Below are 14,720 nucleotides of genomic sequence, written 5' to 3' on the forward strand. Positions count from 1 at the left end.
GTCAGGTTTGTCGCTCCCTCTTTTTACCAACAATTGACCCTTAGAGGCACATGCTCACATATATCGCCCGCAGATTGTTGACCCTGATCCCGATGGTGATCGTTATCAGCTTTCTGATTTACTTGGGGTTGGAGCTAACCCCCGGCGACGCCGTTTCCCACATGATCCCTCCGGACGCCTACGGCTCGATGGACGAGGACCGCCTGCAGGAGCTGCGCGAAAGCCTCGGATTGGGAAAACCGTTTCTGGTTCGGTATTGGATCTGGATTTCTGGCGTGCTGCAGGGCGACTTCGGTTACAGTCTGGCAGGCGGCGTTCCAATCTCGAAAATCTTTCTCGATCGGCTCCCAGCGACACTGGAACTGTCCATTGCCGCTCTTTTGATCTCGACGGTGCTCGGAAGCATTTTGGGAACGATCAGTGCCCTTACACGTGGCAGCCTGACAGATCAAAGCCTGACGGTGGTCGGCATGCTCGGTGTCTCGATCCCCGAATTCTTCTTTGGTCTTGTCGCGATCCTGATTTTCGCCCTCAACCTGGAATGGCTGCCTGTCGGTGGACGGACCTTGCCGGGCTATGACAGTTTTTGGGATCGATTACCGCACCTCGTGATGCCCGCGATGGTCTTGTCGATCATGATGACAGCCGGAGTGATGCGCTACGCGAGGTCGTCGATGCTGGATGCGCTCAGCCGGGATTTCATCCGAACTGCGCGCTCAAAGGGAATGCCTGAGTGGCGGGTGAACATCTTGCATGGTTTCCGTGTGGCCCTGACGCCCGTGATTGTCCTGATTGGATTTCGTTTGCCGGTCCTTATCGGCGGCTCCGTCATTATCGAGCAGGTCTTCCAGTGGCCTGGCATCGGCAAGGAATTCGTTTCTGCCGTACGGAGCCAGGATTATCCGTTGGTGATGATGGTCGCATTGTTTTCCGTGCTCGCCGTTCTCGTCGCCAGTTTGATCGTCGATTTGCTGACGGCGATTATCGATCCTCGTGTTCGGCTGGGGGACTAGCAATATGACCGATGCTACCGTGACCCGCCCCCGCACACGCCGCGATGCCCAGTTCGATCGCATTCGGGACCGCGAGGCCAAACTGGCAGGGACCACTCAGCGCAAGGGGCGCTTCCTTTCGAAATTCCTCAACAACCGCCTTGCCGTCATCGGCTTTGCGATCTTTGCCGTCATTTGCCTGATGAGCCTATTTGCGCCGCTCATTGCTCAACATGATCCGATGTCGCCAAACCTGCGAGCCATCGCCAAGCCGCCGTCGGCCGAGCATTGGTTTGGCACGGATAAGACCGGCCGCGATATCTTTGCCCGTGTACTCTATGGTGGACGGGTGTCGATCCTTGTAGGGCTCGGCAGCGCGTTGCTGTCGGCGCTTATCGGCGTGATCATTGGCGTCTATTCAGGCTATGTCGGCGGCTGGCTTGACTGGATCGCGATGCGCATTTCCGAGATCTTCATGTCTTTCCCGCAGATCATCCTCGTTCTTCTGCTGGTCGCGATTTTGGGCCAATCGCTGGTCAATCTGATTGTGATCTTCACCCTGACGGGGTGGGGAGGAATTTACCGAATGGCGCGGGCACGGATGTTGTCGATCCGCGAGGAAGAATACGTTCAGGCCTTGCGCAGCTTCGGCCTTGGCCCGGCCAGGATCGCCTACAAGCACATGTTGCCCAATGCATTGGGGCCAATCATGGTGAACATCACTCTGTCGACCGCGGCATTCATCTTGCAAGAGGCGGGGCTGAGCTTTTTGGGCCTCGGTGTCCCTCTGTCGATCCCGACATGGGGCAACATTCTGAACGCGGCGCAGGACTTGCGGGTTCTTGAGCAGAACTGGTGGATCTGGTTGCCGGTCGGCGCCACGATTTCGCTGTTCGTGCTGAGTGTCAATTTTATCGGAGACGGGTTGCGCGATGCAACGGACCCGTCGCAGCAGGGGTAGGGGCATGGAGATGGGCAACGACGTCGCACTCTCTGTGCGTAATCTAAAGACTTACATCTACACCAACAATCGCTGCAATCGTGCGCTCGATGGAGTCTCGTTCGAGATCCGTCAAGGCAAGACCCTGTGCATTGTCGGTGAAAGCGGCTGCGGCAAGAGCGTGACTGCGGCGTCCATCATGCAGCTGCTACCAACTCTGAGCCGTATCGAGGATGGAGAGATCACATACCACGGCCCGGATGGCCCGGTCCGCATCGATGCTCTCGAGCGGGACGGTGCCAAGATGCGCGCCATTCGCGGCAAAGAGATCGCGATGATTTTCCAGGATCCGATGACCGCCCTTAACCCGGTCTATTCCATCGGTTTCCAGATCAAGGAGATGCTGCGCTATCATACATCGCTTGGCCGCAAAGATCGTCACAGCAAAGCAATTGATCTGCTGCGCTCGATGGGGATTCCATTGCCGGAACGGCGCGTGGACGAGTATCCCCACCTGTATTCGGGCGGGATGCGTCAACGGGCCATGATTGCGATTGCGATGTCATGCAATCCGCGCATTCTGATTGCTGATGAGCCAACGACGGCGCTCGATGTGACGATACAGGCTCAGATATTTGAGCTGATGGATACCCTCAAGCGTGAAAACGGGACTGCGATCATGTTGATAACCCATGACATGGGCGTAGTAGCGGAGTTGGCTGACGATGTAGCAGTTATGTATATGGGCAATATCGTCGAGGCTGGACCGGTCGGTAAGGTGCTGCGCAAGCCCGTGCATCCATATACCCGCGCATTGTTGGACTCGATCCCCGTGCTTGGTCGCGGCAAGGACCAAGAGATCAAGGCCATACCGGGCCAGACCCCCGATCCGTATAACCGACCGACGGGGTGCCAGTTTGCAGATCGCTGCGCTTACAGGGTGAGCGCTTGCGACGAGATGCCGCCGGAAACGATGGTTGCTGACGACCACCGCGTGATGTGCTGGCGCTATCAGGAGTTCATGGCCGATGCAGCCGAATGACCCCATACTGACACTTCGCGATGTGCAGGTTCACTTCCCGATCAAGTCGGGCATCCTGAAACGCACATCCGGCCACGTTCGCGCGGTGGATGGGGTCGACCTCGATGTGTATCGCGGCGAAGTGCTCGGCCTCGTTGGTGAAAGCGGCTGCGGAAAGACCACTTTGGGCAAGGCCATTCTGCAACTCGTTCGTGCAACGAACGGCACCGTGACCTATCAGGGGGATGGTGGCGAGACCGAACTTACCACTTTGGACGATGCTGGCTTGTTTGCGTTTCGAAAGCGGCTGCAGATCGTGTTTCAGGACCCTCACTCGTCGTTGAACCCGGCATTCACCATATTCGGTTCATTGGAAGATCCCCTGCGCCATTATGGCGTCAAAACCCGGAAAGAGCGCCGTAAGATCGTGGGGGATCTGCTCGAAGCGGTGAACATGCGCCGCGAGTCGATGGATCGTTATCCACACGAATTCTCGGGCGGGCAGCGGCAAAGGATCGGGATTGCCCGCGCGTTGAGCATCCAGCCTGAGTTGGTCGTCTGCGACGAAGCGGTGAGCGCACTCGACGTATCGATTCAAGCGCAGGTTCTTCAGCTCTTGATGGATCTTAAGCGCGAGAAGAACCTCACATACGTCTTCATCACCCATGACCTGAGCGTGACCGAATTCCTCTGTGATCGAATTGCGGTGATGTATCTGGGCAAGATTGTCGAGCTTTGCGACGCTGAGGAGCTCTACTCCAACACTTTGCATCCCTACACCGAGGCGCTTCTCTCGGCGATCCCTGTCGCTGATCTGGATCGCAAGTCGCAAAGGATCGTCCTAGAGGGCGATGTGCCTAGTCCGGTCAATCCGCCGTCGGGCTGCCCGTTTCATCCCCGCTGCCGATATGCTCAACCCGTTTGTCGGACCGATGTGCCTCAGTTGCGCAGGTATCGCGGCAAGTCGGGTCAGCACCTCGCGGCATGTCACCTGATCGATCACCCCTTGGCGGACTGACCGCCCCGAATGAAAGCAATGGCAATGGCCAAATACTCGATCAACGATTTCAAAGGCGTTATCCCCGCTCTTGTGACTGCATTCGATTTGGACGGTCGGTTCAATGAGGAATTGATGCGGGGTCTTACGACCTCGCTTCTTCATCGCGGTGTCGACGGATTCTATCTGACCGGGTCCACCGGCGAGGGCTTCATGATGAGCGCAGAAGAAAGAATGCGCGTTGTCGAGATCGTCTGCGAGGTCGTCGCGGGAAGAGTGCCCGTTATGGTGCATGTCGGTGCGATCAGCACCTATCAGACCGTCTCACTTGCCGAGCACGCGGAAGCGGCAGGGGCCGATGCCATCTCGTCGGTTCCCCCGATCTACTGGCCGTTCAGCCCGGCCCAGGTAGCCAATTACTACACGGATGTGACCGCTTCGACGTCGTTGCCAATGGTGGTGTATAAAATCGCACTCGCCGGTGAGATCGGATTCGAGTTGCTTACGCGACTTGCCGCGGTGCCCGGAATCGAAGGCGTCAAGTATACTGCGCCTACCCATTTCGAGATCGCTCGCATCAAGCGCGAGATCGGGCCGGACTTCCGCGTCTTTTCCGGCGCGGATGAAATGGCAATGTCTGGCTTGGCCTTTGGTGCGGACGGGCTTATCGGATCATTCTACAACATCATCCCGGAACTCTATGCAAAGCTGGTAGAGGCGATGGACGCGGGAAATCTGACTGAGGCAAAGGTGCTTCAGGAGAGGGCGAATGCCATTATTTTCTTCACGTTGAAGCAATATCCGATGTCTGCCGTCAAGAGGATCATGGCATGGCAAGGCGCCGATGCGGGCTACTGCCGGAAGCCGTTCGACAATTATGAAACGCGAGAGCAGGAAGCCGCGCTGAAGGCGGCATACCGCGCATTCCGGGACGAGAACAATCTGGGCGAGATCGGATTCCTGACCGACCTCTAACCGCGCGGCACGCTGTCGATGAGGGCTCTTGCCGTGTCGTGGAACAGCGATTTTCGCTCCTGCTGTGTCAGTCCGATCTGTCGGGCGCCTCGCTTCATGGCGCGGAGTTGTTCGTAGCGGATGAACGTCATGCCCGGCTCACAATGCCCAAGTGAGAGGCTTTGGTTGTCGGCGTGTAGCAGGCTCCATGCCCGTCCGAAGGCGATATATTTTCCGCGCATCGGGCCGATGAGGTCGTCACTGCCGTACATCACCCGATCGACACCGATACCTGTATACAGGGCGTCCAGAGCGTCCGCCTCGCAGACAGTCGAAGTGTCATACCAGACATTCGGAAGCCCACGAAGCGCAGAGGCCGCTGCCTCGATCGCCCATGCAGAATAGCTTCGAGCGCAATGAGCGAGGATCCATTTCGCATTCGGATACCGCTCGGTCAGTATCAGGATATCGCGGATGTTGTCTGGATCGGCCACGGCATCGCGCTTTGACAGATGCATCATGATGATTAGACCAAGTTCGTCGGCAAGCGCGATCTGCGGTTCCGGCAGAAAGTCGGTTATCCTCGCATTTGCGGGGGTGCTCTTGCGGGCGTATACCAAGTAGGGCTTCAGGCCGATCATGCCGGTTTGCCGAAGTGTCTTGCGGATCTGGCCTGTAGTCATGTCCGGTTGCACGAGCATCAAGCCCGCCGAGGCGGGCGCATCAGCCATTTCGGTCGCGATCAGCGAATTCGCCGAGCTGACATCTACGGGCTGCGGATAGGGGTAGGGAAAGGAGAGACGGTCCACCTTTCGACCCGGCATCAAAGACGCGTCCACGGCATCCGCAATCGCGCGTGTCGCTCGGGGGAAATGGCGCCCGATTGTGCTGGCGTAGGGGCCGTGGGACTTCGATGGCTCCTTGTAGTGCGACCAGTCGTGCAAATGCGTGTGCACGTCGAAGACTTCGAAAGGAACGAAATCCTCGAGTTCTTCTGCCCAGATCCGGATGTCGAGAGCGGTCTTGGTCCACGGATGGTTTGACATGACCCACCATTGAATGATCATGTTAATACTATAACCATATAGCTTGAGCGCAAGGAGGCTTTGATGACCAAGGGGCAGGACTTGTGGCGGCGGGCTAAAGCCGTGATCCCGGGTGGCAACATGCTATTGTCCAAGCGCCCCGAAATGCATCTGCCCGATGGCTGGCCCGCTTATTTCTCTCGTGCATCCGGTGTTACCGTTTGGGATCTAGATGACCGGCCTTACTGCGACATGTCGCTGATGAGCGTCGGGACCAACACGTTGGGATACGGTCACCCGGATGTGGATGCAGCAGTGAGCGCGGTCATTGCTTCGGGCAACATGTCCAGCCTCAATGCACCTGAAGAGGTCACCTTGGCTGAGCGTCTCATCGAATTGCACCCGTGGGCCGATATGGCGAGGTTTGCCCGGACGGGCGGCGAAGCGAATGCCATTGCCGTTCGTATCGCTCGCGCCGCATCAGGCCGAGATGGAGTTGCGTTTTGTGGCTATCATGGTTGGCACGATTGGTATCTGGCGGCCAATCTTGGCAACGCCGAACATCTCGACGGACATCTGCTGCCTGGTCTTGAACCGGCGGGGGTGCCGAGAAGCTTGGCCGAGTCGGTATTCCCCTTCGCTTACAATGATCTTCGTGATCTGGAGCAATTGGTCGAGCGTCAGTCGATAGGTGCGATCAAGATGGAGGTGTCACGCATCACAGAGCCCGCCGTTGGCTTTCTGCAATCTGTCCGTAAATTGGCCGACGAAAACGGAATCGTGTTGATTTTTGACGAATGCACGTCCGGATTTCGTCAAACATTCGGCGGGCTTCACAAGGCCCATGGAGTGAACCCGGACATCGCTGTTTTTGGCAAAGCGCTCGGCAACGGCTATGCCATCACTGCCGCCATTGGCCGAAGGGACGTGATGGAAGCTGCCCAGTCAACTTTCATCAGCTCGACATTCTGGACCGAGCGCATTGGTTCGGCGGCCGCGTTGGCGACATTGGACGCTATGGCGGAGTGTCGATCTTGGGAAGCGATCACGGCGACCGGACGCGACATCGGCGCCCGTTGGCAGGCTTTGGCGCGAAAGCATGGTTTTGAGGTCACGGTCTCTGGTTTGCCCGCTTTGACCGGGTTCTCAGTGGCTGGATCGAATGGGTTGGCCTACAAGACGCTGATTGCGCAGGAAATGTTGAAGGCAGGCTATCTTGCTGGGACAAGCGTGTATGTTTGCACCGAGCACACACCCGACGTGGTCGACGGTTATTTCGAGGCCTTGGACCCGATCTTTGGACTGATCGCGGACTGCGAAGGTGGTCGTGAACCGCTGACGCTTCTTGACGGGCCTGTCTGCCATTCTGGATTTGCCCGCCTAACCTGATCCTATCAGGCAAAAGGTTGCGCGTGCCGACGGAATGTACCGGGCGTCATGCCGCGGGACTGCCGGAAGGCTCCGTTCAATGTTTCCGCATGACCATAGCCAACCTGACGCGCGATTTCGGTCATCGACAGCCCGGTGGTCGCCAATAGGGACTCGGCTTGCGACATTCGAAGGCCCCGAAGGTACGCCCCTGCTGAAGTGCCGTGCACGTTGCGGTGCAATGTGCGAAACGCGCTCTCTCTGAGATTGATCAGCGCGGCGACGTCGACGAGGCTGCGCATTGCGCCAAGGTTTTGCGCGGCGAGAGCCCAAGCCCGTGCCAGTCTTTGCTCGTCGTGATCCAGCGGTTTTTCCTCGGGTTGAGCTGCAAAGCCGTCGAGAATCGTCTCTAGCAGTCGAACCCGCCTCTTGGTGTTGTCTGGATCTTCTTCCGCAAGCCTTAGCGCCATCCGAACGAGTGCCTGAAGGTCCAATCGCTCCTTTTTCGGCGCTCTCTTGAGGCCAGATTCTGTCATGCCTGCCACACGGAAGTGACAAACGGACGCCGTAGCGGCGCTGCCGATTGCAGTGCCCGAGAAGGGTGTGTTGGGGAGGATCAGAACGCCGTCGGGCGCGGAGAGTTCGAGGGGCTCCGCCCCTTCAACGACAATCCGAACACGACCTTGGTGAATCCACAATAAGTCGTGGAATGACCATGCTACCGGACCTATGGGGAGCCGATTGTCGAAGCGACCATATGCATGCCGCAGCAACTGAGTCAAAATCGGAAATCCTATCAAAAGAAACTCTCAGGGCTGAGTTTCGTCGGTAATCCTAGCATTCTGTCGCATACCTCTCAATCCGGAAATCCAAGAGTATGCTTTGGTTCTTGCGACCAACACGGAAAGGATAATCCGATGTCAGAGTCCAAACTGGATCTTGAAGTTGCGGCCACGGAATTCGCTCGTGACGGCTATGTCGCGATCCACCCGCTGTTTGATACGGCCAAGATGGTGGAGATCAATGCGGAGCTGGATCGGTATATCGCCGACATCATGCCAAAAATGCCCGTCGAAGAAGTCTACTTCGAAGACCGATCCGACCGCAAAACCCTCAAGCAAATGCAAAAGTTGTCGGTCTATGACGAATACTTTCGCGATCTGACGGAAAACGGTGTCATTCGGGACTTGGCATCGGCGGTGATGGGTGAACAAGCCGTCCCCCAAAACCTGCAATATTTCAACAAACCTGCTGGGATTGGTCAGCCAACTCCACCTCATCAGGACGGATATTATTTTCACCTCAAGCCATGCAAGGCCGTCACGGGGTGGTTGGCGCTGGAGCCCGTTGATGAAGAGAATGGCTGCATACACTACGTTCGGGGTTCGCATAAGGCGGCCGAGTTCCGGCCGCATGGTAGGTCGAATGTTCTGGGGTTCTCTCAGGGGCTAACCGATTTCGGAACGAACGATGATGCCGTGAACACGGTATCCTTTCCCGGCGGGGAAGGAACTTTTTTGATGCACGACGCACATACAATTCACTGGGCGGGCCCCAATCGATCGCCGACACGATCGCGCCGTGCTTTGGGTTTTGTCTATTTCGGTGAAAGTGCAAAAATAGATGAAGCGTCCAAGGCGGCCTACAAGGCGAAACTGGAAGCGGATTTGCGTGCGCAGAAGAAGATTTGAAATGTCGGATTTTCGACCAACAGGAATTTGGGGCGCCGTCCTCTTGCCGATTAGCGCCGATGGCGAGATCGACTTCTCGGCACTTGCGGATCTCGTCGATGTGTTGTGTCAATCCGGAGTTGCCGGGATCTACACAAACGGAACCGCAGCAGAGTTTTTCAACCAGACGGAGGCCGAGTTCGACAAGATCACTGAACTGGTTCTTGATCGGACAAGCAAAGCTGGGGTTCATGTTCAGATTGGTGTGAGCAATTCCAATCCGCGGGTCGCGCGCGAACGGCTCTGCCGAATGGTCGGTCGCGGAGTGGCGGCTGTTCAGGTGACGCTGCCGGATTGGTGGCCTCCGTCACCAACCGAACAGCTCCGATTTCTTGCCGGCATGGCGGAGGTCGCCGATGGCTTGCCGATGGTTCTATACAATCCGCCGACTGCCAAGGCGCGGATCGACGTACAGGGGATCATGCGGTTAAGGGCCGCCACGCCGACGCTGGTCGGCGTGAAAGTCGCCGGAGGAGACGAGGACTGGTTTGCACAGCGGCGCGCGATGCTGGGCGATATGTCGGTCTTCGTTGCAGGTCATACGGTGGCATTCGGTCGGCCTCTGGGGGCCGATGGCGCATACTCGAATGTGGCGTGTCTATCGCCGCGGGGCGCGGTGACGCACTGGGAGCAAATTGAGACCGATCCGACCGCCGCGCTTGATCTGGAGCGTCGCTTTCGTCAATTTTTGCAGTCAACGATGATCCCGCTGGCCAGAGACCATGGACTGTCGGATGCGGCCTTGGACAAGGCGATGGCCGCTGCGGGCGCATGGGGCGCGATCAGTCCTCAGCTGATGTGGCCCTATTCGAGTGCCACGCCTGAGATGATTGCCCAGATCCGCAAAAGTGCTCTAGATCATGTTCCGGAATTGATCGGTGTTAACGGCTGAGGCGAGCCTTCGCCGATCTAGAGCCTGCTAATAGGTGAGAAATCCGCCGTCGGCTCGCAGCACCTCGCCGGTGATGAAGCTTGCTGCGGGACTCGCCAGAAAAGCGATCACGTCGGCCATCTCCTCGGCTGTGCCCGGTCTGCCCAAGGGTGTGGTTCGAGCAAAGCTGGATTTAGGGGTCTCACCCGTCTTCCAGCCCGTCTTGAGCGCGTCTGTCGTCTTGGTTTGGATATCTCCCGGCGCAAGTGCATTGACCCGGACGCCGCTGGCCGCCCATTCGAGCGCAAGACTGCGTGTCAACGCGTCGATCCCGGCTTTTGATGCGCAATAGGCCGCCGCGTGAAATTGCGCTGCACTGCCGCCAACGGAAGACACATTTACGATGCTTCCGCCCGACTGCCGTAAGAACGGAAATGCGAGTTGCGCCATTGCGAAGGCAGCGGTCAGATTGACGCTGACGATCCGCTCGAAATGCTCAAGGCTTTGAGTCTCGGCGGGTGCCATGGCGGCTTGCCCAATCAGTGCTGCATTGTTGACTAGCACATCGAGGCGACCAAATCTTTGACTGATCGTTTCAAACAGCTTTTGGCGAGCAGTGACCTCGGTGACATCCATGCAGACAGAAATCGCTTCGGCACCTGACGCCTGAAGTTCGCGGGCAATAGCTTCTAGCGGAGCTTCGTCGATTCCACATAACACAATGCTGGCACCATCGCGCGCAAATCGATGACACGCAGCGGCGCCGATGCCGCTTCCTCCGCCAGTGACCAAGACGACGGGTTTATCTTGATGTTGCATCGGGTCTTTTCCCTTCAAGGATCAGAAAACGTCGACGGAATATCGGCCCGTCCGATGGCTTGCGCGTCGGATCCCATTGCGTCCAGCGTTTCGGGGTCTTTGAAACCGTGCCCGGTGAGGATGCAGATGGCGGGCTCGTCGCTCTTCAGTTTGCCCTCTTTGGCCGCCGCCAATGCACCCGCAACACTGACTGCTCCGGCGGGTTCCACCAGAATACCTTCTTCCTGTGCCAGTCTGCGTTGGATGGTTCGGATCTCGTCCTCGTCGATGACATAGCCTTGGCCGCCTGTTGTGCGCGCGTATTCGATTACTTGGTGACCGTCGAGGATGAAGCCCACGCCGAGGCCGCTGATCGTCGTAGAAGTGTCGACCGGTCGCGCACGTTCCGCGCCGTCGCGAAGCGGGGTGGCGACGGTGTCGTTGCCGGACGGCTGGACGGCATGAATTCGAGGGCGCTTTGTCAGTCGGCCTGATCGTGCCAGATCTTCATAGCCCCGCGACACGGCAACATGCAGTCCCCCACCACCAACCGGGACAAATACGTCCGATGTCTCTGGCGCTGTGTCATGCAGTTCGTATGCGATGGTCTTGATCCCCTCCATGGGCAACGGGCATATCGCGTAGGCGGTTATCAAGAGCGGCAGCCTTCGCCTTGCAGTCTCGGCCTCGAGCAGTTCCGAAATGGCGTTGGATTCTGCCGGGTCGATGGTGAAGCGATTTACCCGATAGACTTGCGCACCGTAGGCCAGCATTTGCGACAGTTTGCCCTCTGGTGCATTCTCGGAAACATAGAGGGCGCAATCCAGACCGACAGAGGCTGCAAAAGCAGCAAGCGCCGCACCTGTATTTCCCGAGGAGGTGGCCACGCAGGTCTTTGCCCCCTCGGCGCGGGCCAAACCGATCGCCAACCCGGCAAAGCGGTCCTTGTAGGAACCTGTCGGGTTCAACTGCTCCATCTTGAAGCGCAGATCCGCAATGCCCGCCTTTGGCCCGATAGACCGGCTGCGCACCAATGGCGTGAAGCCTTGCCCCAGATCGATTGGTCCGCCGTTTCCGACTTTTGGCAAGAACTCGGCGTACCGCTCGTATAAGCCGTTAGGGGGCATCGCAAACTCCGCTTCCAACTTGGTCGGGAGGGTAGGCATGCGGTGAGGGGAACACAAGCCACGCCATGGCGCTTTTCGGCTTAGCCCATGTCGGTGGTTCTCAGCCTTAGCTCTTGTTCTTTCAGTTGTTTGGCGATGTCTTCTCCAAGCTCCGGCGTGTAGCGGCTTGCCGGCACGGAGACACTGACGCTGGCGACCACATGATCATCCAAAAAGACTGGCGCACCAATGCAGACCACGCCATCGTCGTTCTCTTCGATATCTATTGACACTCCGGTTGCTCGAACCTCGTCGAGAATTATGCGGAGCGCTTCTCGTGACATGACTGTCTTGGGCGTGCGTGATGTGAGTGTGGTTTGTTCGATCAGCGCGTTGCGTTGATCCTCGGGCAAGTGCGCCGCAATCGCACGCCCCAGCGCCGTGCAATAGAACAGATCCCGCGTCCCGGCGGGCACCGACCAAGACAATGCTCGTTTTGCCTGAATGACCGCAACGTAGTTTACGTACGGCGCGTCGAGTATTCCGAGATTTATGGTCTCATTGAATGTCTCATGCAGTCGTTTCATCGGCCCTTGCAGGCGGGTCTTGATGTCTTCGTTATGTGCGTTTCGCCCAAGTTGGGACAACTTCGACGTCAGGAAGTATGCTCCGCTCTCGGAGACTTGCGAGGCATAGCCCAGCGCCGAAAGAGTTTGGAGAACCCGGTAAACGGTGCCTTTAGGCAATTCACTTGCCTTGGCGATCTCGCGCAGGGGGGCCGGATCATTCAGTTCGGCCATCGCCTCCAAGACGTGAAACGCCTTGATCAGCACGCCTATGGAGTTTGAAGACGTTTGCTTGCCGGCCGCGTCGTCGAGGCCCTGTTTGAGCTTGGTTTCCAGCTCGTCCATACTATAGCCCCTGATGAGATTGTCGTATTATGGGGTAGCGAGCATGGGGGGGCGGATCAACTGTCCTTTTGATGGCAACGACACTGCATCGGGCTTAGGCTTTCGCTGCTGATCAAAAGAAGGCGAACGCAGGCATGGAGAGTTGGAAGGCCGAACCCATCGGGGCAATCCGCGCGGGCCTCGGCGAAGGTCCGGTGTGGGACGCCGAGGAGTCCCGACTCATCTGGATCGATATCAAGCTGGCGCGCCTCTACGAAACCGACATCACCACGGGGCGGACAACTGCACTCGACCTGCCGGGCTCGCCCGGTTGCGCCGCTCTGACGGAACGGGGTGATGTCGTCTTGGCAATCGGGCAGGACCTTATGGTCCTTTCGAGCGATGGCGCGCTACGCGCGATTGCCTCGTTGCCAAAGGGCAGTCTTGGCCGGTTCAACGATGGTAAGCCCGATGCGGCCGGTCGGCTTTGGGTCGGTACGGCAACTGCAGATGGTCACTTTGATTGCTGTCTCTGGCGGTATGACGACGAACACGGGTTTTCGCGGGAGGTGCCTGATGTCTCAATGTCCAACGGGATCGGTTGGAGCCCGGACGACAAGCATATGTATTACGTCGACTCCGTCTGTCACCGGGTCGACACTTTGGATTTCGACTCGGAGATCGGCGTCGCGCGAAACCGACGGCCATTTTCGGTCTTGCCTGATGCTCAATTGCCCGATGGGCTTTGCGTGGATGTCGAGGGGAATATCTGGTTGGCTGTTTGGGGTGAATCCTGTGTGGTGAGGATCTCGCCCAGCGGCGAAAAGGTCGGGAGGGTCGAAGTTCCGACTCCGCTCGTCACGAGCTGTGCCTTTGGAGGAGACGGCCATCGCACGCTCTTTATCACCTCGGCATCCGAGGACGACAGCGATCCCAACGCCGGTCGCTTGTACGCCGTGGACGTTGGATCGCAGGGTCTGCCTGCGGCAAGGATGCGGCTGAACTGTTAGGCGTCGAGGTGCGCGCTGGCCATTAAGAGATCTCCCGAATTGACCCAACGGCTGCGCCGAAGAAACATCGCGATACCGCTTGTTTGAGCTATGACCGTTGTCAGCAGTTTGCCATCGATGTCGGAAATCTCAAAACAGGTGTCCCCAATTGCGACAGATTCCAGGAGGTTGATCGTGCAGGTGCAGAGGCCTGTCGCGGGTGACAAGATCGCCGCATCCAAGTCACCGCTTCCATAGACATGCAGGTCGATTTGAGACGCGGCTGATGCAGTTTGAAGCATCCCGAGTGATGCCATGACACGACGGACACCGTCGCCATAGAGCGCCAAAGCGTGCTCTGATGGCGCAATGCCGCCCCCCGCCTCGACGTAGATTGCTGGTATTCCGATCCTTTCCGCCTCTGAAAGGGTGCGTCCCGGAGCCAAAGGCGCGGGGTGCCGCCAGACGACAGGTGCACTGAATGCGTCGGCCATGGCTTTGGCGGCGGGACCCGTTTCCGGGCCATCACCAAAACCCACAAATATCGGGCAATCCAATGCTCCGCCGCCGCTATGAAGATCGATGAGCGCATCAGCTGGTCCGATGACATATCGAGAAATCAAATCGGCCAAGACCTCGGTGGGTTTGCCGTTCCGGTCGCCGGGAAAGCACCGGGCAAGGTTGAGACCGTCTGAGGGCGAACACCGTTGACTTGCGGCGAGCGCATCCGGGTTGGCGACCGGACAGAGGATAAGCCGGCCAGAGAGTTTCGCCGGCTCGATAGTTTCCATCAGCTGCGAGATGGTCAGCGGTCCTTCGAGTTCGTCGCCATGGACAGCCCCAATCACAGCGAGGGTCGGACCCGGTTTGGTGCCGATGAGTTGGTAGACGCGCAAAGGGCGATCAGCCCATGCAGTTGTGTAGCGGATCTCATGTAGGCCGGTTTCAGACATTCTCGATCACCTGTGAATAGCGGCAGTCTCGCTTTGTTGTTGCGCATTTTAGAATTAGTGTTCTACATTGCGGAATGATTGCACCG

At 57.9% G+C, this 14,720-nt stretch carries 15 protein-coding genes; 9 read left to right on the forward strand and 6 right to left on the reverse strand.

From position 1 onward, the window contains the following. The first annotated feature begins 50 nt into the window (after positions 1 to 50). From LOM8899_RS15110 to LOM8899_RS15130, 5 genes are read left to right on the forward strand one after another with little or no spacing between them, the layout of a single operon-like run. The gene (locus tag LOM8899_RS15110; protein ID WP_093993083.1) at positions 51 to 1,013 is read left to right on the forward strand and encodes an ABC transporter permease; all 963 of its coding nucleotides are present in this window, start codon (positions 51 to 53) and stop codon (positions 1,011 to 1,013) included. A 4-nt stretch (positions 1,014 to 1,017) separates the two neighbouring features. After that, complete coding sequence (locus LOM8899_RS15115; protein ID WP_093993084.1) at positions 1,018 to 1,953, forward strand: ABC transporter permease; 936 nt, start codon at positions 1,018 to 1,020, stop codon at positions 1,951 to 1,953. 10 nt (positions 1,954 to 1,963) lie between these two features. Then, positions 1,964 to 2,974, forward strand: coding sequence for an ABC transporter ATP-binding protein (locus LOM8899_RS15120; protein ID WP_093993224.1), 1,011 nt, complete (start codon positions 1,964 to 1,966; stop codon positions 2,972 to 2,974). After that, positions 2,961 to 3,971 (forward strand): ABC transporter ATP-binding protein, encoded by a 1,011-nt coding sequence (locus tag LOM8899_RS15125; protein WP_093993085.1) that lies wholly within the window; start codon positions 2,961 to 2,963, stop codon positions 3,969 to 3,971. Before LOM8899_RS15120 ends, LOM8899_RS15125 begins: the two co-directional genes overlap by 14 nt. Before the next feature lie 9 nt (positions 3,972 to 3,980). Then, complete coding sequence (locus tag LOM8899_RS15130; protein WP_245820562.1) at positions 3,981 to 4,925, forward strand: dihydrodipicolinate synthase family protein; 945 nt, start codon at positions 3,981 to 3,983, stop codon at positions 4,923 to 4,925. Here the strand turns inward: LOM8899_RS15130 and LOM8899_RS15135 are convergent. Next, complete coding sequence (locus LOM8899_RS15135; protein WP_168770559.1) at positions 4,922 to 5,950, reverse strand: amidohydrolase family protein; 1,029 nt, start codon at positions 5,948 to 5,950, stop codon at positions 4,922 to 4,924. The genes LOM8899_RS15130 and LOM8899_RS15135 overlap by 4 nt on opposite strands. Before the next feature lie 63 nt (positions 5,951 to 6,013). Here LOM8899_RS15135 and LOM8899_RS15140 point away from each other — a divergent pair, with 63 nt between their 5' ends. Beyond that, positions 6,014 to 7,318 (forward strand): aminotransferase class III-fold pyridoxal phosphate-dependent enzyme, encoded by a 1,305-nt coding sequence (locus LOM8899_RS15140; protein WP_093993087.1) that lies wholly within the window; start codon positions 6,014 to 6,016, stop codon positions 7,316 to 7,318. Positions 7,319 to 7,323: 5 nt separating this feature from the next. Here the strand turns inward: LOM8899_RS15140 and LOM8899_RS15145 are convergent, their stop codons facing one another. Continuing rightward, complete coding sequence (locus tag LOM8899_RS15145) at positions 7,324 to 7,833, reverse strand: helix-turn-helix transcriptional regulator (RefSeq protein WP_168770560.1); 510 nt, start codon at positions 7,831 to 7,833, stop codon at positions 7,324 to 7,326. A gap of 381 nt (positions 7,834 to 8,214) precedes the next feature. On the opposite strand from LOM8899_RS15145, the gene LOM8899_RS15150 reads away from it, so the two are divergent. Together LOM8899_RS15150 and LOM8899_RS15155 are read left to right on the forward strand one after the other, a co-directional pair. Further along, positions 8,215 to 8,988, forward strand: a complete 774-nt coding sequence (locus LOM8899_RS15150; protein WP_093993089.1) for a phytanoyl-CoA dioxygenase family protein — start codon at positions 8,215 to 8,217, stop codon at positions 8,986 to 8,988. A 1-nt stretch (position 8,989) separates the two neighbouring features. Beyond that, positions 8,990 to 9,919 (forward strand): dihydrodipicolinate synthase family protein, encoded by a 930-nt coding sequence (locus LOM8899_RS15155; RefSeq protein ID WP_093993090.1) that lies wholly within the window; start codon positions 8,990 to 8,992, stop codon positions 9,917 to 9,919. A gap of 27 nt (positions 9,920 to 9,946) precedes the next feature. Here LOM8899_RS15155 and LOM8899_RS15160 read toward each other — a convergent pair whose 3' ends face one another. From LOM8899_RS15160 to LOM8899_RS15170, 3 genes are all read right to left on the reverse strand, one after another. Next, entirely contained in the window at positions 9,947 to 10,717 is a 771-nt protein-coding gene (locus tag LOM8899_RS15160; RefSeq protein WP_093993091.1) for an SDR family NAD(P)-dependent oxidoreductase, read from the reverse strand. A gap of 14 nt (positions 10,718 to 10,731) precedes the next feature. Beyond that, complete coding sequence (locus tag LOM8899_RS15165; RefSeq protein ID WP_168770561.1) at positions 10,732 to 11,823, reverse strand: pyridoxal-phosphate dependent enzyme; 1,092 nt, start codon at positions 11,821 to 11,823, stop codon at positions 10,732 to 10,734. Positions 11,824 to 11,903: 80 nt separating this feature from the next. Then, entirely contained in the window at positions 11,904 to 12,713 is an 810-nt protein-coding gene (locus LOM8899_RS15170) for an IclR family transcriptional regulator (protein WP_093993093.1), read from the reverse strand. Positions 12,714 to 12,847: 134 nt separating this feature from the next. Here LOM8899_RS15170 and LOM8899_RS15175 point away from each other — a divergent pair, with 134 nt between their 5' ends. Further along, complete coding sequence (locus LOM8899_RS15175; protein WP_093993094.1) at positions 12,848 to 13,702, forward strand: SMP-30/gluconolactonase/LRE family protein; 855 nt, start codon at positions 12,848 to 12,850, stop codon at positions 13,700 to 13,702. Here LOM8899_RS15175 and LOM8899_RS15180 read toward each other — a convergent pair. Then, a complete protein-coding gene (locus LOM8899_RS15180) occupies positions 13,699 to 14,634 on the reverse strand; it encodes a succinylglutamate desuccinylase/aspartoacylase family protein (RefSeq protein ID WP_093993095.1) in 936 nt (311 codons plus the stop codon). The genes LOM8899_RS15175 and LOM8899_RS15180 overlap by 4 nt on opposite strands. Positions 14,635 to 14,720: the final 86 nt, after the last annotated feature.

This window comes from Flavimaricola marinus, assembly GCF_900184895.1.
In the GTDB taxonomy this organism is placed as follows: Bacteria; Pseudomonadota; Alphaproteobacteria; order Rhodobacterales; family Rhodobacteraceae; genus Flavimaricola; species Flavimaricola marinus.

Coding starts and splice junctions, on each gene's coding strand:
- LOM8899_RS15110 (WP_093993083.1), top strand. CDS start 51: ATGCTCACATATATCGCCCGCAGATTGTTGACCCTGATCCCGATGGTG.
- LOM8899_RS15140 (WP_093993087.1), top strand. CDS start 6,014: ATGACCAAGGGGCAGGACTTGTGGCGGCGGGCTAAAGCCGTGATCCCG.
- LOM8899_RS15160 (WP_093993091.1), bottom strand. CDS start 10,717: ATGCAACATCAAGATAAACCCGTCGTCTTGGTCACTGGCGGAGGAAGC.
- LOM8899_RS15135 (WP_168770559.1), bottom strand. CDS start 5,950: ATGTCAAACCATCCGTGGACCAAGACCGCTCTCGACATCCGGATCTGG.
- LOM8899_RS15175 (WP_093993094.1), top strand. CDS start 12,848: ATGGAGAGTTGGAAGGCCGAACCCATCGGGGCAATCCGCGCGGGCCTC.
- LOM8899_RS15150 (WP_093993089.1), top strand. CDS start 8,215: ATGTCAGAGTCCAAACTGGATCTTGAAGTTGCGGCCACGGAATTCGCT.
- LOM8899_RS15170 (WP_093993093.1), bottom strand. CDS start 12,713: ATGGACGAGCTGGAAACCAAGCTCAAACAGGGCCTCGACGACGCGGCC.
- LOM8899_RS15145 (WP_168770560.1), bottom strand. CDS start 7,833: ATGACAGAATCTGGCCTCAAGAGAGCGCCGAAAAAGGAGCGATTGGAC.
- LOM8899_RS15130 (WP_245820562.1), top strand. CDS start 3,981: ATGAAAGCAATGGCAATGGCCAAATACTCGATCAACGATTTCAAAGGC.
- LOM8899_RS15165 (WP_168770561.1), bottom strand. CDS start 11,823: ATGCCCCCTAACGGCTTATACGAGCGGTACGCCGAGTTCTTGCCAAAA.
- LOM8899_RS15180 (WP_093993095.1), bottom strand. CDS start 14,634: ATGTCTGAAACCGGCCTACATGAGATCCGCTACACAACTGCATGGGCT.
- LOM8899_RS15155 (WP_093993090.1), top strand. CDS start 8,990: ATGTCGGATTTTCGACCAACAGGAATTTGGGGCGCCGTCCTCTTGCCG.
- LOM8899_RS15125 (WP_093993085.1), top strand. CDS start 2,961: ATGCAGCCGAATGACCCCATACTGACACTTCGCGATGTGCAGGTTCAC.
- LOM8899_RS15120 (WP_093993224.1), top strand. CDS start 1,964: ATGGGCAACGACGTCGCACTCTCTGTGCGTAATCTAAAGACTTACATC.
- LOM8899_RS15115 (WP_093993084.1), top strand. CDS start 1,018: ATGACCGATGCTACCGTGACCCGCCCCCGCACACGCCGCGATGCCCAG.